The 17,987-nt window shown below is 31.2% G+C and carries 15 protein-coding genes; 6 read left to right on the top strand and 9 right to left on the bottom strand.

All coding sequences use genetic code 11. The features are described from left to right. Positions 1–4 precede the first annotated feature (4 nt). Together IJL02_RS03265 and IJL02_RS03260 are read left to right on the top strand one after the other, a co-directional pair. Positions 5–967 (top strand): tyrosine--tRNA ligase, encoded by a 963-nt coding sequence (locus IJL02_RS03265; RefSeq protein ID WP_292809003.1) that lies wholly within the window; start codon positions 5–7, stop codon positions 965–967. Beyond that, on the top strand, positions 968–1,177 hold the full coding sequence (locus tag IJL02_RS03260) for a hypothetical protein (RefSeq protein WP_292809001.1): 210 nt from the start codon (positions 968–970) through the stop codon (positions 1,175–1,177). Between the two features lie 30 nt (positions 1,178–1,207). Here the strand turns inward: IJL02_RS03260 and tmk are convergent, their stop codons facing one another. Beyond that, positions 1,208–1,786 carry a dTMP kinase gene (tmk, locus tag IJL02_RS03255; protein ID WP_292808999.1) on the bottom strand — a complete coding sequence of 193 codons (579 nt, stop codon included), beginning with the start codon at positions 1,784–1,786 and terminating at the stop codon, positions 1,208–1,210. Between the two features lie 81 nt (positions 1,787–1,867). Between tmk and IJL02_RS03250 the strand changes: the two genes are divergently transcribed. The 3 genes from IJL02_RS03250 (at position 1,868) to IJL02_RS03240 (ending at position 8,783) form a co-directional block, all read left to right on the top strand. Then, positions 1,868–4,369, top strand: coding sequence for a U32 family peptidase (locus IJL02_RS03250; protein ID WP_292808997.1), 2,502 nt, complete (start codon positions 1,868–1,870; stop codon positions 4,367–4,369). Further along, the gene (locus IJL02_RS03245; RefSeq protein ID WP_292808995.1) at positions 4,356–6,776 is read left to right on the top strand and encodes a U32 family peptidase; all 2,421 of its coding nucleotides are present in this window, start codon (positions 4,356–4,358) and stop codon (positions 6,774–6,776) included. The genes IJL02_RS03250 and IJL02_RS03245 overlap by 14 nt, the downstream gene beginning before the upstream one ends. Before the next feature lie 81 nt (positions 6,777–6,857). Next, entirely contained in the window at positions 6,858–8,783 is a 1,926-nt protein-coding gene (locus tag IJL02_RS03240) for an endonuclease MutS2 (protein WP_394357490.1), read from the top strand. Positions 8,784–8,860: 77 nt separating this feature from the next. Here the strand turns inward: IJL02_RS03240 and IJL02_RS03235 are convergent, their stop codons facing one another. The 5 genes from IJL02_RS03235 to IJL02_RS03215 form a co-directional block, all read right to left on the bottom strand. Beyond that, positions 8,861–9,421, bottom strand: a complete 561-nt coding sequence (locus IJL02_RS03235) for an MFS transporter (RefSeq protein ID WP_292808982.1) — start codon at positions 9,419–9,421, stop codon at positions 8,861–8,863. An 8-nt stretch (positions 9,422–9,429) separates the two neighbouring features. Next, positions 9,430–10,149: an MFS transporter gene (locus IJL02_RS03230; RefSeq protein WP_292808980.1), complete on the bottom strand. Its 720-nt coding sequence runs from the start codon at positions 10,147–10,149 to the stop codon at positions 9,430–9,432. 290 nt (positions 10,150–10,439) lie between these two features. Beyond that, on the bottom strand, positions 10,440–11,516 hold the full coding sequence (locus IJL02_RS03225) for a PP2C family protein-serine/threonine phosphatase (RefSeq protein ID WP_292808978.1): 1,077 nt from the start codon (positions 11,514–11,516) through the stop codon (positions 10,440–10,442). Between the two features lie 163 nt (positions 11,517–11,679). Continuing rightward, positions 11,680–12,315, bottom strand: a complete 636-nt coding sequence (locus tag IJL02_RS03220; RefSeq protein WP_292808977.1) for a hypothetical protein — start codon at positions 12,313–12,315, stop codon at positions 11,680–11,682. After that, a complete protein-coding gene (locus tag IJL02_RS03215; protein WP_292808976.1) occupies positions 12,305–14,161 on the bottom strand; it encodes a SpoIIE family protein phosphatase in 1,857 nt (618 codons plus the stop codon). Before IJL02_RS03215 ends, IJL02_RS03220 begins: the two co-directional genes overlap by 11 nt. 978 nt (positions 14,162–15,139) lie before the next feature. On the opposite strand from IJL02_RS03215, the gene IJL02_RS03210 reads away from it, so the two are divergent. Continuing rightward, positions 15,140–15,544, top strand: a complete 405-nt coding sequence (locus tag IJL02_RS03210) for a helix-turn-helix domain-containing protein (protein WP_292808974.1) — start codon at positions 15,140–15,142, stop codon at positions 15,542–15,544. Positions 15,545–15,549: 5 nt separating this feature from the next. Here the strand turns inward: IJL02_RS03210 and IJL02_RS03205 are convergent, their stop codons facing one another. The 3 genes from IJL02_RS03205 to IJL02_RS03195 all read right to left on the bottom strand — a co-directional run bounded on the left by IJL02_RS03205 (position 15,550) and on the right by IJL02_RS03195 (position 17,586). Continuing rightward, on the bottom strand, positions 15,550–15,735 hold the full coding sequence (locus tag IJL02_RS03205) for a tautomerase family protein (protein ID WP_292808949.1): 186 nt from the start codon (positions 15,733–15,735) through the stop codon (positions 15,550–15,552). Between the two features lie 106 nt (positions 15,736–15,841). Beyond that, positions 15,842–16,348, bottom strand: coding sequence for a flavodoxin family protein (locus IJL02_RS03200; RefSeq protein WP_292808947.1), 507 nt, complete (start codon positions 16,346–16,348; stop codon positions 15,842–15,844). 32 nt (positions 16,349–16,380) lie between these two features. Next, positions 16,381–17,586, bottom strand: coding sequence for an MFS transporter (locus IJL02_RS03195; protein WP_292808945.1), 1,206 nt, complete (start codon positions 17,584–17,586; stop codon positions 16,381–16,383). Between the last annotated feature and the right edge of the window lie 401 nt (positions 17,587–17,987).

Here is a 17,987-nt window from a genome sequence, read left to right as displayed (position 1 = left end):
TATAATGAATATTGAAGAAAAAATTCAGTTAATCGAAGAAGGAACCCTTGAAGTTATAGATACCGAAGAGTTAAAAGAGATTCTTAAAAAAGAACAACCTATAGCTTATACAGGTTATGAACCTTCAGGAAAAATCCATTTAGGCCATGCAGTTACTGTTCAAAAGTTAAAACAATTGCAGAAATTAGGTTTTAAAATTAAAATCTTGCTTGCAGATTATCATGCATTTTTAAATGGAAAAGGAACAGTTGAAGAAATAGCTGAAACTGCAGAATATAACAAAAAATGTTTCCAGGCGTTAGGCTTAGATGAAACAACTGAATATGTTTTAGGCTCTTCTTTCCAATTGAAACCAGATTACACAGATAAAGTTTATCAGTTAGCTACAATGACTACTTTAAAAAGAGCAAGAAGAAGTATGGATCAAGTAAGTCGTGCAGATGATAATCCAAAAGTGGCTAGCGTAATTTACCCAATCATGCAAACTGTAGATATGGCTGCTTTAGAGGTGGACATAGCACTTGGAGGAATGGAACAGAGAAAAATCCAAATGCTGGCACGTGAAAATCTAGAAAAAATTGGTGAAAATGTTCCTGTTTGTATCCACACCCCATTATTACATGGTCTTGACGGAGATGCTAAAATGTCTTCAAGTAAAGGAAACTATATTGCAGTAGACGATTCAGTTAAAGAAATTACTAAAAAAATCAACAAAAGTTACTGTCCTCAAGGCGAAATTGAAGGCAATCCAATGATTGAAATAGCTGAAACTTTTGTTTTCCCAAATCAAGATACTTTACTTATCAAAAGGCCTGAAAAATTTGGTGGCGACATCGAATTGACACATGACGAGTTAATCAAAGACTTTAGTGAAGGAAATTTACACCCAATGGATTTGAAAAATGGAATTAAAGATTTCTTAATTGAATTCTTTGCTCCTGTAAGAGAGTACATGGAGGAAAATTAAATGGATGAAGAAAAACAAGAATTTGAAATGGGCATACCAAATGGTGTTGGAGAAGCTATGCTGGCTCACGCTTTTGAAAAATTCGACATTAAATTGGAACAGACTGAATTCGGACCTAAAATTATTGGAGAATATGACGAGCTGGTAAAAGTTAGAGACTTTTTAGAAAATGAAATCAGAAAAAGACTGAAAGAATTAGAAGGAGAATAATCATTCTCCAAAACTTATTTTTTACAAAAATTACCTAATGCAATCCGGACAGATTCCAAGATACGGTGCAACTGCTTTTTTAATATCTGAAGATACTTTATTTACACCATTATTGGCATCAATTATCTCACAGGTAAAGTTATCTGCCAATTTTAAATAATTTTCTTTAACACCTGCTAAAAATTCCTCATTTTCGAAAGTGTCTTCACCAGAGGTTCTTGCAACAGATGTTTTAACATCCAAATCTAAAAGTAACAGCAAATCCGGCTTTTTTGCATATTTATTTAAGACTTCTATCCAGTCGGCAGGTTCCTGATAAGCAAGAGAAGAGATAAATGACCTGTCCGAAATGATTACTTTAGATTCATCCTCAAGTTTATCCATTATAAGCATCCTATCTGCTGCAAAAAGAAGCCCTAAAGTTTTTTGAACCCTATCTGATGTAGCATCAGGCCTTTGTAAAATACGTCTAATTAACTGTCCCACTTCAGAATCAGTCGGCTCAACAAGTGTTTCTACACTAAATCCATTGGCTTCCAACCATTCTTTCAACATTTGAATCTGTGTGGATTTTCCGGCACCGTCAATTCCTTCAAAAACAATATACATAAAATAGAATATGTTTTACTTTAATATATAATTAAGTATAAAGTATTAAATGAATAAATCTAAACAAGGTGTATTAATAATATGGTTTTAGAAGAATTATTAGCTCCTGCAGGTTCCTATGATGTTTTAGTAATTGCAATTAACGCAGGAGCAGATGCAGTTTATCTTGCTGGGCAGAATTACGGAGCAAGAGCCTACGCTAAAAATTTCACTTTAGAAGAAATTGAAAAAGCAGTTAATTATGCTCACTTAAACGGATCTAAAGTTCATGTGACCGTAAACACATTAGTCAATAATTTTGAAATCGTTGATGTCATGAAATATCTTTTTAAATTATACCAGATTGGAGCGGATGCAGTTATTGTCCAGGACTTGGGATTAATCTGGCTTTTAAAGACATTTATTCCGGATTTGGAAGTCCATGCATCGACACAAATGGGATTGAACAATTACCCCTCAATCAAATGGGCATCAAAGAATAATATTAAACGAGTGGTGCTGCCTCGTGAAGTAAATATTGAAGAAATCAAGAAAACTCATGACAGACTTGAAGCCGACAGCATCGACATGGATCTTGAAGCGTTCGGCCATGGAGCACTATGTTATTGCGTTAGTGGAAAATGTTACATGTCTTCATACAATAGCGGCAGAAGCGGAAACCGAGGAGCATGCGCCCAACCATGCAGAAGAGAGTATCGTTTAAAATACAGAGGATACAATATAGGAAACGGATATCTCCTATCAACACACGATTTGGCCACCTACAACAATCTGCAGGCAATTTCAGATGCAGGAGTAAAATCATTGAAACTTGAAGGCAGAATGAAATCAGGAGACTACATCGGAACAATAACAAACAGTTACAGAAACTTAATTGACGGCAATCCTGGAGATTATAAAAAAGATTTACACCTTGTTTTTAACAGACAATTTACCAACGGCTACATTATGGGAGACAAACCCGGAGAAGTACTTGGAAGGGGGAGTTCCGGCCATGAAGGTTTATATATTGGAGATATAACAAACATAGAAGGTACTAAAGTAACTATTGAGATAAAAAATAAGGAAATTCCAATTATTCTTGAGCCTGGAGACGGAATTGCATTTAAATACAACGGCAAAATTAAGGGAATTTATCTAGAAAACATCATAAAACAGGACGAAAATGAAATCATTATAGACACAACACGACTTGTTAAAGTTGGAACTGAAGTATTCATCAGCTATTCCAAATCCACTCACGATTATTTAAAGCAGTTTGAAAATGAGACAATAAAAAGCAATGTCGGCATAAATCTGTCTTTAACATGGGATGAGAATCTGAATCTGTTTACAAAAGTTGAATATCATTTAGATGATGAACTGATTAATTTCAGACACAAATGCTTAGACAAATTTGAAAAAGCTAAAAATAAGCCTGTAAGTGAGCAAACAATAGAAAAACAACTTAAAAAAACTGGAGGAACACCATTTTACATTGAAAGTATTCGGTTCAACAATATGCCAAATGATATTTTCATACCAATTCGAGAGATTAACCAGATAAGACGTGAAATTTTAGATACTGCCACTGAACTGTTAATCAACCATTATACTCCTACAAAAAAATCCGTTAAAAAAGTTAGAAAAGATTTGACTAAATTTTTCGAGGATTATAATAATATAAAACCAAAAAATAAACAGAAAACACCTAAATTATCTGTGTTTATTGATGATATTGCTCAGATTAAGGCGCTGTCTGGTTTTGATCTTAAAAGAATTTATTTTGATGGAAACTGCCACTATAATAACCCTGATGATTACTTCGCAAACATTAAAGAGACCTTGAAAAATGCAAGCTTAAGAGCATCACCAACAGAACTTGTTTGGGTTTTAAATTCATTTATAAGTGAAGACGAAGCCATCAGATGCAATAAAATCGTTAAGGAACTTGAAGGTGAAGGAATCATAATTTCAGTCATGGGAGATTTCCCAGGAATGGATGAAATATTCGACTGTCCGATTTATGGAAACCACAATCTGAATGTTTGGAACAGCTTTTGCGTACGGAACCTCAATGAGGCCGGATTTAAATCATTGATATTGTCCTCTGAGCTTTCCGGCAGTGAAATTCAAGAGCTGATAAATAAAAATCATGACAGAAATATTGATTTGGAAATGATTGTCAACGGAAATCTGGAAGTTATCGTCAGTAAAGATGACTTTACAAACTTAAATGATGGAAAAGACTTCATAATTTCCAATGATGCGGATTATGCAACTTTAGAAGATAAAAAAAGGAAAAAATTCAAATATAAAGTATTTTTCGACTATACTCGGCAAAGCCACATAATCAACAAAGACTGTTTATGCTTAATTGAAGAGATAAATGAAATTAAAGGATTTGGTCTTGATTCATTGATTTTGGACTGCAGATACTCAAATGAAAAATATACATCACAAATCGTGTCAATCTATAATGAAAGTCTTCAAAACAAAGATGATGAAGAATTAACAAAATACAAATATCAGATTATGGATTTCTCACAATCCTACATTAACAAAGGCAATTATATAGAGGGAAGATTGCATGAGAATTCCTGAATTGCTTGCTCCCGTTGGCTCAATGGATCATCTCAAAGTGGCAATTAATGCAGGGGCCAGCTCAGTTTACTTATCCGGAAAAAATTATGGGGCAAGAAAGTTTGCTGAAAACTTCACATTAGATGAAATTGCCGAAGCAGTAAACATTGCCCACATGCACAATGTTAAGGTTTATGTCACCGTCAATACCCTAATTAAAGAGAATGAACTTGAAAACGTGATAAATTATCTTTCAAAGCTATATGCAATCGGAGCAGATGCCGTTTTAGTTCAGGATTTGGGATTAGTTGAGCTGATTAACGAACATTTGCCCAACTTAAAAATTCACGCTTCAACACAGATGACCTGTGAAAACCAATTGAAATTAAATTATCTTGAAAGTAAAGGGATTAAAAGAGTTGTTCTTCCACGTGAGATGAGAAAAGAAGAGATTAAAAATCTTAAAACAAATATGGAACTTGAAATATTTGCTCATGGCGCACTATGCTATTCTTATTCCGGCCAATGCCTGATGAGCAGCTTTAAGGGAGGGCGTAGTGGAAACAGAGGAACCTGTGCCCAACCATGCAGGCAAAAATACAAAATTCATGGCATTGATAAAGAAGATTACTATTTATCCCCTTGCGATTTGAGCTTATTTGACCAACTGAAAGAAATATCAGAGTTAAATGTCAGCTGCATTAAAATTGAAGGTAGAATGAGGTCAAAAGAATACCTGGCTATTGTAGTGAGCAATTACCGAAAAGCTTTGAATAAACTAAAAAGCGGAAAGGAAATCCGCACAGAAGAAATTAACCTAGTTTTCAACAGAGGTTTCAGCCAAGGGCAATTTAATAACACTTCAAAAAGAAGCATACGCCCAGGCCACATCGGTCTAAAAATTGGAAAAGTTGTTGAAAGTAAGAAAAATCAACTTGCAATTAGAATAGACGATTCAGTTAACACCATTCCCGAAAGGGGCGACGGGTTACTGATTGTAAAAAATGATAAGGATTATGGATTTGAAATATCCCAGGACCCTATAATAACTACAGTCAATCACTTCAAAAACGGTAAAAACAAACCAGTTAGGGATTTGACTCGTAAAAATAAAGTGTTAATTATTAAAAAAGTCTGGCAAAACAAAAAAGCTGATTTTAATTTAAATGAATCTGCAGTATACCTAACAAAGAAAAATAACTTGAATAAAAAAGTTAAAGAAATTGAAACTAAATCAACAAGTTACATTAAATCCAAACTGATTTTAACGTTTTCTCTAAAAAACAAGTTTCCAAATCTTAAAGGTCGGCTAACACTTAACAACCATAAAACAATTGAGTGTGAAGTGAGAGGAAATACTCCTTTTGAAAAACCTATTAAACGAACCGTAGATTCAGATACAATTAAAAAACAACTTTCAAAAGTGGATAATTATCCATTTCAGATTACACAAATCAACATTAACTATGACGGAACACTATTCATTCCAATAAGTAAAATTAATGAGCTTAGACGGAATTTATTTGAAAGTTTGGAAAATGAAGTCATTTCATCCCACAAAAATAAAGCCAAAAAAATTACTTTAAAGAAATTTGAAAACACATCAAAAGACAATGACATCAACATTTCCTTTTATACAAATAATTTGAATCATTTAAAAAATATCAGTGGTGTTAAAAGGGTTTATCTGGAAATTCCTCCCAAAGATGACACATTAGATATTTCAAATAGACCCAACTACAACATTAATTACATGATTAACTTTATTAAAAAAGCTTATGAGATTTCATATGAAAAAGACTATGAATTAATATGGAAATGGCCGGATATTGCCCATGACAAATTAATAAGAGTATTAAATAAGGTAAAAGGAATATTAAACAAGATGAACTATTCCATTCCCGTTATGAGCAATAATTTCAATTCAGAATACGGACCCCATTCCATGAATATTACCAACAACGTGTCAATAAATAGCCTTGAAAATTACACAATATTAACAGTATCTCCGGAACTTCGCAAAACTGACTATGAAAACATCATAAAACACTGCAGAAATCCTGAAAAAGTTGAATTGATAGTTCAAGGATCTGTTGAACTTATGAAAACAAGATATCCACTTCTTTATGGTAGCGAACTTAAAAGCAAATATAAAAACTACTTAATTGATTGGAAAAACAACAGATTTGCAGTTCACAAAAGTATATCCGAAGAGGAACTAATCATATTCAGCGACAGCGAACTTTCATTATTATCCCAAATTAATCACCTAAAAGAACTGGGATACACTAATTTTGCAATTGACGGACGATATAAAAATGACACCTACATCAAAATGATTGATATTTATAAAAATGCTCTTAAAGGTACAATTGATGAAAAAGAACTTTTAAAAATCAGTCCTAAAAATACAACTGCCAACTATTAAGATTACTTTTCAAATGCTCTCTCGGCAATATCGAATATATATTAAAATAAATACTATATTTACAAAAAGGGTTTGGTAAATATGAAAGGGGAAAAAATAACATTGCAGAATATAAAAGGAATAGGAGATAAAATCTCTGAAAAAATTATCAACAGCGTTGGCGGAGAAGAAGAACTCCAAAAAATAGTTGATAATGTTGATGTGGAAAAAATAGCAAATATTGAAGGTATAAGCCAAAGAAAAGCTATTGAAATAATGAATCAACTATTGAACAATCCGGAATATGAATTTATCAAAAGCGACAGAGCAATGGAAATTTATGAAGACATCATAAATAAGATATTGTCATATTCAAACACAACATATTCCAAAAATAGGATTTTACTGCTTTCTCCTTCAAAAGATGTTGAAAAAATTAACTCACAGCTTGATTTTGTAATGAATGCTAAAGAGCATGTCTCACAACTTCCAATAATTAAGTTAAGAGGACTGATGAAAAATCTTAAAGAAGTTGAACAAGCCAAACCAGAATATGATCCAAGTAAAGCCATTTTGGTGGAAAGAGAAGAAGACAATGCATACCTAACAGACTTGGGACTAAATCAATATTATCCAATAATTACTGCCAGCGATTCACCATTGCTTCAGGAAGAAATGATGAATTATGATTTGGTATTTTATGTTTATTCACAGGGAATTCTTGATTTTGAAGGTATGCCTAACCTTGTAATGATTAATATTGAGGAAAATGACTATGAAATTGTTCCTGAAAAAATAATTAATTTTTTCATACAAAACAAAGATTTGTTTTTAAGAGTTCATGAAATACAAAAAATCAGAAACAAGGAAAGTGTTTTAGGTGAAATTATTCCAATCATTGATGAGCTGAACATCATTGATAAAAGGGAAGTGAATATTGAAGAACTTGTGAATTCTCTAAAAGATGATATGGATGATGAGTTGGAAAAATCAATTAAGAAGGTTGACCTTGAAGGAGATGAAATCCTGAACCTATTAAACAATAACTTCCCTCCAAAGATAAGTAAAATATTTGACGACATTATCAGTAAACGAAAAGAAATTATTCGTGAAAAGACAGGATTAAGTTTTGATCCGTTTTTGCGAACATACCCTATACAAATTGATGAAACAGAAATCCAAAGAGTGACCCTTGAACAGTCTTCTAAAAAAGAAAATGATATTTTTGATATTAAAAAAAGTGCTGCTATCGAGTTAAACTCAATTAAAAATAGAGCAATTGCAGAAGTTGAAGATGCAATTAAATTTGATTATGAATTCAGTTTGGGCAGTTTTGCATACGAATACGATTTATGCAGACCAGATTTCACAGATGAAATAAAACTTAACGGAGCACTGCACTTAGAACTGGCACTTAAAAGAGATAAAGACTATGTTCAAAGTGTTGATTACCAGCTGACAAAAGATGAAAACATAGCACTTTTAACCGGAGCAAACAGCGGAGGTAAAACAACCCTTCTTGAAACACTGACACAGATTTCAATAATGGCTCAAATGGGACTTCCGGTAAGTGCCACCAAAGCAGAAATAAAGTTATTTGATGAAATTTATCATTTCTCTAAAAAAAGATCACTTGATGCAGGAGCATTCGAATCATTCTTAAATGTGTTCATACCAATCGTCACCACAAATAGTGAAAAGTTAGTACTTTTAGATGAACTTGAAGGAATAACAGAACTTGATGCTGCAGTTAAAATCATATCCACATTCATAGATATGATTAAAGAATCCAATTCCTATGGAATTATCGTAACCCACATGGCAAGAGAGCTGATGAACTACACCGACATTCGTGTAGATGGTATTGAAGCTAAAGGATTAGATGAAAATTACAATTTAATTGTCGATAGAACACCTAAAATGAATTTCCTTGCAAAAAGTACTCCCGAATTGATTCTAAAAAGAATATATGAAAAATCAGATGATGACTTAAAAGCAGTATATGCAAGAATTTTAGAAAAATTCTAACATCATATACTACTTTTAACATTTGTGCAAGAATTTTTCGGTTTCTTTAAGCCAAAGAGATTTAACTTAAACCAGAACTACACTGGTTTGTCTTTAAGTTTACTTAAAGCCAATGATATTATTGAAGATATTCCTAAAAATATAACCATTCCGAGCATAATTTTAGATGAAGTTATGAATGAAGGAATATTCTTTTCAAGGGCTTTTGATGTTCCCAAAATAAAACCACAAATTATGGAAAATAGTGAAAGACTCATGCTTTTTCCAACATCCTTGCTTGTGGACAGCATTGTTGATGCATCTGACAATTCTTTTTGATCGACAATTGTTAATACAAAACGATTGTTAGGTGATGAGAACAATCCATGACCAATTCCCTGGAGGACACATGCAAGTAACAGAACATAAATTGGGACAGAATCCATGAAAAACAATATTACAACATTGATTAAAATGAATGTTAAAGCAATTGCTGAAATCGTACGTTCATCTCTTTTATCAGACAGTTTTCCGGCAAAATATGAAACAAATACTACTGCAAGAGGTGTTGCAAGTAAAAATAGTCCTGTAAAACGAGCATCATATCCTAAAGCATTTTGTAAATAGAAATTCAGAATATATGATGCTATGAATGTCATGAAATACATTACAAATGCGAATAATTACCCAAGACATATTTAAAATTTTTTAAAAGTCCTAAATTGTATACTGGATGTTCTTTATTCTTTTCAACTCTTAAAAACATGATTAAAATAATAAAAGAGATAATTAAAATGAAAATATTATTATTATCTAATCTGACAATACCATACAAGAACAGTCCCATAAAAAGAGCATAAAGAAGAGAGCCAATGTTATCTATTTCTTTTACATCCTCAGTCCGCCACTCCTTATCCAATTTGATTAATATCAATAATGTGGCAATATAAACTGGAATTAATATCAGGAAAACCGCCCTCCAAGATAGATAATATACAACCAATCCTGATACGGTATTTGATAGGCATAATCCCATATATCCGCAGGACCCCATTATTCCTAAGGCATAACCTAACTTGTCTGAAGGGAGCTGTATTGCAACAATGACATACATTGCCCCATTAATGATTGCAGTTGCAACTCCTTGAAGAATTCGGGAAAGTAAAAGGGCATTAATATCGGTTGAGAAAGCTGAAAGCAACAGGCCAACTGTCATTAATACAATACCATATTTAAGATATCTTCCAATCCCATATTTCGAAACATATTTTCCTAATGGTAACATCAAAGATACGGACGTTATTAAAAAAACTAAATTTATAGCATTTAACATTTCAACAGTCAAATGTAAATCCGATGCTATTGTGGGAAGTGCTACCGTAACCATGTTGGCTATAAATTGAACTCAAAATAACAATAGGCATCCAAGTACCATAACCCATTTATCTTCAACTTCTTTTATCATGATATTTAAATATTATATTAAATTTCTATTTAATCTTTTATCAAAGTGTTTAAAAATGAAACAATATTCATATAACTACTTTCTTAAAGAAATACAAATGTTGACATCAAATCTAAAAAATCCATGAATACGGAATGAAATTCACGGCCGTGAGCTTTAATTTTAAACTATTAGGGAATGATTTTTATTTTGATTAAATAAAACCCATCCTCTTATTTTGCTCTGATAATAAACATTGTTGTGTCGTCAAATTGTTCTTCATAATTGCAGAATTCTTTAATGTCCTCTTTTATGGATTCTATTATATTATTAACATTATCGTTTTTGTGTTTATTTATAATATTTTTTAGTCTTTCCTCACCATAAAATTCTTTATAATCCTCATTGGCTTCTGTCACACCATCAGTATATAAAAATATTGTGTCATCTTTTTTAAATGAGATAGTATGGGTTTTATAATCCGTATCTTCCATGGCTGCCAATACTAATCCTGGTTTAACATCCATATATTCAAAATCATTATTGTTTAATTTAATTAATGGAGAATTATGGCCTGCATTAACAAATGACAATTCGTTGCTTTTCATATTAATTTTTCCAAGCCAGCAGGTAACAAAATGATCATCCACATTCTCTTCATAAAGATCATTATTTGTTTTATAAAATGCTTTTGATAAATCATTATACTGCTTTGTATAATCCTGAATTAATGTCATTGCTTTAACCATTATTAATGCGGCTGATATTCCTTTTCCGCTGACATCTCCAATTACAAATCCTATATTGTCTTCATCTATTTGGAAATAATCGTAAAAGTCTCCCCCTACCTGACGGGCAGCTTTCATTATTCCCCAAAGTTCAAACTTATCTCTGTTTTCACTAAATTTATCATGGAATTCTTCAAAATCTTTTGGAATCATTGAATTTTGAATGTCGCTGGCCAATTTCAGTTCAGTTTCATATCTTTCTTTTTCAGAGGTTACCTTTCTCAAGTTTTGTGCATGTTTTACTACATCATATTCCATGTCTCGCAATGAATCAATCAGTATTCTTATTTCGTTATTTACCTTGATTTTTTCCAATTTTTCCACATGTTTTGAATGGTCTTCAATTGTTGTAATACCTTCAGTTATGATTTCAGATACCTTATTCAATGGTTCTGTTACATTTTTTTCTAAGTAATATAAGTAAAACACTAGTGGAATTGATATTATGATAAATAAAAACATGGTAGTTCTGGCGATATTTAAATAACTTTCACTGTAGCCCAAACCCAAAATGTAATCCATAATTACTGTAATAATTGAGATAATCAAGATTATCAATACTATGGAAATATTTACTTTTGAAAATACGTTTGGTACAGTATTGTGTTTAATTTTGAAAATATCACCATCATATGGTTTTAATAAATAGATTATAAGAAATATTGTGATGACTAACATTAATATGTCATAATTGGAATCTAGGAAAAATGTTTGAATTAATCCTATAGTGAAGAACAATATTAAAAAAATAGGATATATTTTTTTTAGGTAAAAACTGTTTAAATTGTATTCTTGGAATATACATTGGTATTTCGAAGTAATTAATAACATATGTGAATATTATAACAATAAAGAAACTGAATATTGTTGAAATAAAATCAAATTTAAACTCATAGTTTATTACTCCTGCACTGATAAAATCAAAGAAAATCAATATCATTATGGCATATAGTGAGAATATGATGAATAATTTAATTAAATTATATAATCCTGGAAAATTCGGACTTTCCAATCCATTTTTATTCATAATTGAGTACCACAATTTCCATATCGCAAAATTGCTGATAAAAAAGATGAATACAATTAATAAATTTAATAAAATGGATTCTGGATGGGATATCATCAAATAAATAAATTCCATCAGTGCAAATCCTAAAATTGCAAAAGGCCCTAAAATTAAACTTAAAACTGGGAGCATTATTATATGAACGTCACCCAATTGGGGGAAAATTCTGGAGAGCCCAAAAAGAATTGTAGTTAAAACAATTGAGAATAATACAATAAATTTCCTTGATTTAAAAAGTTCCATTTTATTTTCCATTATTCTCACATCCATTATATCTGATTATTAACATTGCCATATCATCAAATTGAGTTTCATTATTGCAGTATTCATATACTTCATTCTTAATTTTTTCGAGTATTACATTTGGATTTTCATTTTCATATTTATTTATAGTTTCTTTTAAACGGTCACTACCAAAGAATCCCTCATAGTTATTATTTGCATTTGTAATTCCATCAGTATATAAAAATATTGAATCTCCTGGGTTTAAACTTAATTCCTGATCGTCATATGTCATTCCATCCATTAGTCCCAAAACAGAATTGGGATTGGTATCCAAATATTCAAAATTTTTGTTTTTTTCTTTAATCAATGGTTTTTCATGACCTGAATTTACAAAACTTAGTTTTCCGGTCTTTATATTTAATTTTCCAAACCATGATGTGATAAATAAATTTTCTTCATTCCTTTGACAGGATAAATCATTGACAGTTTCATAAAATTCCTTAAGATTATCGTGGGATTTACTGTGATTTCTAATCAGATACATGGTCTTAACCATAAATAATGTTGCAGGGATTCCTTTTCCGCTGACATCCCCAATTACAAATCCTATATGTTCATCGTCTATGTCAAAATAGTCATAAAAGTCCCCACCAACTTCTTTTGCAGGATTCATAAACGCAGAAATTTCAAAGGGCTTATCTTTAGAAAATTCATCAAAATCTGTTTTTAACATATGTGTTTGGATATTATTTGCAACATTGAACTCAGTTTCAATTCTTTCTTTTTCAATAGTTGCTTTTTTAATTTCAGATAAATGATTTTCAATAGATTTCATCATTTTGACAAAAGAATTAACTAATTTGGATATTTCATCGTCTCTTTTGCCATATCTTCCCAATCTTTTGCTTAGTTCAGTATTTTCTTCCACTTCTTTATTTTTCTTATATGCCTTTAAAGCACTTATTAAATCATAGATTGGATTTGTTAGAATTTTTTCGATATTGATAATGTGGTATATTAAAAAGATTAAAACTAATACGCTTCCATAAGCAATAGCAATCATATATGCAAAATTGATATCCGCAACCCACCGTCCAGTAAGATGTTGAATTAATAATGTAATTGTATCGAAGTTTACATATGTCACTATAACCAATATCGCTAAAAATATCATGATTATCTGTTCGATGATTGAATAATTAGTCCATTTGCTTTCAATATTTGTATCAAGTTTATTTAAAACAAATAATGTTGCAGTGATTAGGAATATTAAAAGAAAGATCATGTTCACAAGAGTATTGTCAAAAGATGTGGCTAAAATTATAATAGTATAAAAGAGCATAAATATAAACATTACTGCGAAATAGTCGTATTTAATTTCAATTCCATTAATTACATTTTTTGGAGTTTGTAATGGGATTTTTAATATATTAAAGAGACTGATGAGCAATAAACCGAAGATTATTCCAAAGTTAAACATGTCTAAAAAATATGAAAATACATTAATTGCTGTTGTTAATGGATACAGATAGCCCAATGGAGGGTATGCTTTAAGTGCGATATTAACAAAACACCAGTAACAAACAGAAATAATGAATATTATTTTTATGAATTTCAAAATATTTTCTGTTGAATCAAATTTAGGGGTGCTCACTGATTTTCTATTGAATTTAGTATACCACAGTTTATATGCAATAATGGAAATGAAAAACGTGATTAAAAAGTCAGTAATTGAGGAAGGTAAATCACCACCTATGCTAAGTTCGAAAAAGAACATGGCAAGTGAATGACCTAATGCTCCAACCGGACCAAACATCAAAGCAAAAACAGGGCCCAGTCCGATATCAGGGACTATAAACCATCCTGCAATAGTCAAATATCCATATACATAACAACATATTGCTCTAATAGTGAATGTAAATAAGAAAATAAATATTTTATTATCAAAAAGTTTTTTAAGCCTATTCTCAGACTCACTTATTTGAACATATATAAATTATATATATATCTCGAATTTAAATTATCATTTAATTTATAATTTATATTCTTATAATTAATAAATATACTGACTCTTTCAAAACGACTCTTTCAAAGCCAAGGTGTAAACTTACTCCAAAATCAATTGGAAAACATGAATATGAAATAATTAATGAAAGTTTTCTCAATAATTTTTCAAAAAAATTACTCAAATGTAAATCAATATGCTAAAAAAAAGTATACAAAATATAAACATCTGTCAAAAAAGACCCAATTAATTCCTAAAAAAGACTCTTTTTTTAAAAATAGCAATATATTGCACTTTATAATATCATTAAAAAGTTATATTAAGTTAATGAAGAAAAAACTTAATATTAATGATTAATAAGTTAAATAATGACTAATTTATGTACAATAGATTTGCCACATACTCTACAAAATCATCAATATCAACATAATTTCGAATACAATCGAAACATTATTAATTTCAAGGATTATCTAACATAATCGACAACACAGATTAGAACAGAAATACATTATACTTACACATTTAAGTAATTTTGCTTTAAAATGACAACAATTTTTCAAAATTAAACAATATTGGCTTTAAACATAAAACAATAAAAAATTATTCATGACATTAACAATTAATTCAGCCATTCAAAATTTCTTTTGCGAAGATCTGTATATATCTCATCGGAAAACCTCGATTGAATTTAAAAAGAGTGGTCGTTAATGTTAATGCCCGCTCATTAAATCAAAACTAAAAAAAAGTAGATAATGAATTATCAACCATATGTTAATGGAAACATAACACCTCTTTTTTTAATTCATCAAACAAGAAAAATTAAAAAACTACAATATCCAACATATAAATATGGATGCTAAAAAGTTAAAGTATTATGAAAAAAAATACGAGAGAAATCCTGTTGAAGATGCAATCAAGGACATAAGCAACAAATGGACACTGCATATACTAAGAGACCTGTTTTTAGGAAAAACACACTTCAACGAATTCCAGACAAACAGAAAAACACTTGACAATAAATCACTGACAAGATGCTTAAAAACCATGGAAAACAACGGCCTTATCAAAAGACTTGATGAAAATGATGAAATCACATACCATCTGACAGAAAAGGGACACTCACTAAACAAAGTATTCTACGAACTATTATTGTTCGCATTAAACAACGATAAAAACAACGAACACTACAACGATCATGAAAAAGAAGAATTGAAAGAAATGTATCTTGAAATATTGGATTTGAATCAAGAATAATAATCTTATTCTTGATTACTTAAAAGAACTCCGCCAACACCTACATTATCCATTTTTCTTTCATTGAACAGGACATAAATCATTTCAATAGGTAAACCTGTTACCCTTGAAGCTGACTCTGAAAATTCTTTTGCTAAAATTTCTTTCTGTTCTTTTTCCAATTCTACAATATCAAAACTAATTACTGGCATGTTAATTACCTCCATTTTATACTAATAACTTTAAATTAAGCATATAAAAGATTATTGTGGCATCAATGCCACCCGATTAATAATACATTAGAAAAACTTACTATGCTTATTGAATAGTTTTTCCTAGCTCTTCTGCTTCTTTTATCTTATGTGCTCCAAGTATTTCTCCAAGATTGACCCAGTTCAAATTTTTTTCGAAAGTTTCATACCATTTTTGTGCCTGAGTGTAATCAGCACCACCTGCAGTCATTATCAAAACGCTTTCTTTTCTAAACTCCCCATAACCTTTAGCTGTAAGCATTGCATATAACCTGTCCACAGCAGTTTTTAAAGGCCCAGATATTGTCCAAAAGTATATTGGTGATGCAAATACTATAACGTCTGCACGGTTAAATGAATCATATATCTGATTCATATCATCTTTCTGTACACATGGATTATTTGTATCGTTCTGCCTGCATGATTCACAGCCTCTGCATCCCCTAATCTCCATATCATACAAATGAAAATGATCAATATGATTATTCTCAGCACCTTTCAAAAATGCATTTACAAGCTTGTTTGTTTTACCTTTTTTTCTTGGTGAACCGTTTAAAACTAAAATATTTTTCATTGCAAATACCTCCACTCGGATCAATTCAATATTTAAACTCCACTATCAACTTCATGAAATGCTTTTCTTGATGAGACCCACACAACTAGCGCAATTACTGAAATTAAAATCGCTCCCATCATTACATATGACCATCCGCCAAGTGACCATAAAAATGAAGCCAATGCACTTCCAATGGCGCCGAAAATGAAATTGTTAACAACAAAAACAGTATTCAACCTGCTTCTCTCCTCATTAGATAACGCAAATAATCTTGCCTGGGACAGGACAGTTATTCCCTGAACACCTATTGAAAATACAGCTGCAATGACGACAATTGCAATTATGGAATCTGAAAACATCAGACCGCAAATCATTGTTGCGATAATCATGACTACAAATACTCCTAAAGCCGGCACGCCCAAACCATTATCCTGCAGTTTGCCGAAGTACAGTCCGCATACTGCTGCAACAAGGCCTGCGAGACTGACAAGACCAATCTGGAAAGTATTGTAATTGAATGGTTCACCGGACAATAAAAATGTCAGTGAAGTCCAGAATATGTTGAAAACCAAACCGAACAATAATCCGCTGTGAAGTAAAATCCTATATAAAGTGCCATGTCTTTTAAAAGTTGTAAATACACTGACTATAAGACCACTGTATGATTCCAGCTTGTTTTTTCTTGGAATGTCCGGCAGAACATAAATCATCACAAGAGCCATAATCAAATTCAATATGGCTGCAATCAGATATACTGATCTCCAGCCCCACATTCCTGCAAGAATACCGCTTACAAATCTTGAAAAGAGAATTCCAGTTGTTATTCCGGAAGCCACAATTCCAACAATATGTCCGCGCTCTTCAGGACTGCTCAAATCACCTGCCAAAGGCAATATGACCTGACCGGAAATTGTTACAATACCCATGCTGAACAGTGAAAGCGCCAATATTACAAATGAAGGAGACAATGCACATGCAACCAAAGTAACAATGGACAAGACCATTACGATAGCAATCAGTCTTTTTCTTCGAACAAAATCTCCTAAAGGTACAATAAATAAAATTCCCAATGCATACCCTATTTGAGTTGCTGTTACAAGCAGTCCACCGCTGGCGGGTGAAAGTCCAAAGGCGTTTGTAATCTCAACCAGCAATGGCTGAGCCCAATACAGATTTCCAATTGCAAGACCAGAACATACGGCAAACAAAGCGGCCAAAAATGTGGTCATCCTAACAGTTTCATTATTAACATTCATTTTCATGGATTAATCTAAATGAAAATTCATATTTAAAGATAATGTGGCATCAATGCCATCTAAAACAAAGATAATCCCACTACTTTTTAAAAAACATTAACGACCACATATCTCAAATTATAATCCCATAACATTGATGTATATTAAATCATATAAAAACAGGAAATATTTAATGAAGATGTTCTAAATAATTTTCAAAGAATTTACTCAGAATGTGAAGTCAATATACTGAAAAAAAGCATATAAAATATAATGCTCTTTAAAAAAAAAGACAAAATTTATTCCTTAAAAAAAGACTTATTTTTTAAAAATATAAACATATTACACTTAACAAAATCATAAAAGAAGTTATATTAAGTTAATGAATAAAAAAACTTAATATTAAATGATTAATAAGTAAA

Origin of the sequence: Methanobrevibacter sp., assembly GCF_017427765.1 — an archaeon.
In the GTDB taxonomy this organism is placed as follows: Archaea; Methanobacteriota; Methanobacteria; order Methanobacteriales; family Methanobacteriaceae; genus Methanocatella.
This window is presented reverse-complemented; position numbering and strand designations above follow the sequence as displayed.

Excerpts from the sequence above, each read along its gene's own strand:
- IJL02_RS03265 (WP_292809003.1), top strand. The coding sequence starts at position 5 with ATGAATATTGAAGAAAAAATTCAGTTAATCGAAGAAGGAACCCTTGAA.
- IJL02_RS03260 (WP_292809001.1), top strand. The coding sequence starts at position 968 with ATGGATGAAGAAAAACAAGAATTTGAAATGGGCATACCAAATGGTGTT.
- tmk (WP_292808999.1), bottom strand. The coding sequence starts at position 1,786 with ATGTATATTGTTTTTGAAGGAATTGACGGTGCCGGAAAATCCACACAG.
- IJL02_RS03250 (WP_292808997.1), top strand. The coding sequence starts at position 1,868 with ATGGTTTTAGAAGAATTATTAGCTCCTGCAGGTTCCTATGATGTTTTA.
- IJL02_RS03245 (WP_292808995.1), top strand. The coding sequence starts at position 4,356 with ATGAGAATTCCTGAATTGCTTGCTCCCGTTGGCTCAATGGATCATCTC.
- IJL02_RS03240 (WP_394357490.1), top strand. The coding sequence starts at position 6,858 with ATGAAAGGGGAAAAAATAACATTGCAGAATATAAAAGGAATAGGAGAT.
- IJL02_RS03235 (WP_292808982.1), bottom strand. The coding sequence starts at position 9,421 with ATGACATTCATAGCATCATATATTCTGAATTTCTATTTACAAAATGCT.
- IJL02_RS03230 (WP_292808980.1), bottom strand. The coding sequence starts at position 10,149 with ATGGTTACGGTAGCACTTCCCACAATAGCATCGGATTTACATTTGACT.
- IJL02_RS03225 (WP_292808978.1), bottom strand. The coding sequence starts at position 11,516 with ATGGATTACATTTTGGGTTTGGGCTACAGTGAAAGTTATTTAAATATC.
- IJL02_RS03220 (WP_292808977.1), bottom strand. The coding sequence starts at position 12,315 with ATGGAAAATAAAATGGAACTTTTTAAATCAAGGAAATTTATTGTATTA.
- IJL02_RS03210 (WP_292808974.1), top strand. The coding sequence starts at position 15,140 with ATGGATGCTAAAAAGTTAAAGTATTATGAAAAAAAATACGAGAGAAAT.
- IJL02_RS03205 (WP_292808949.1), bottom strand. The coding sequence starts at position 15,735 with ATGCCAGTAATTAGTTTTGATATTGTAGAATTGGAAAAAGAACAGAAA.
- IJL02_RS03200 (WP_292808947.1), bottom strand. The coding sequence starts at position 16,348 with ATGAAAAATATTTTAGTTTTAAACGGTTCACCAAGAAAAAAAGGTAAA.
- IJL02_RS03195 (WP_292808945.1), bottom strand. The coding sequence starts at position 17,586 with ATGAATGTTAATAATGAAACTGTTAGGATGACCACATTTTTGGCCGCT.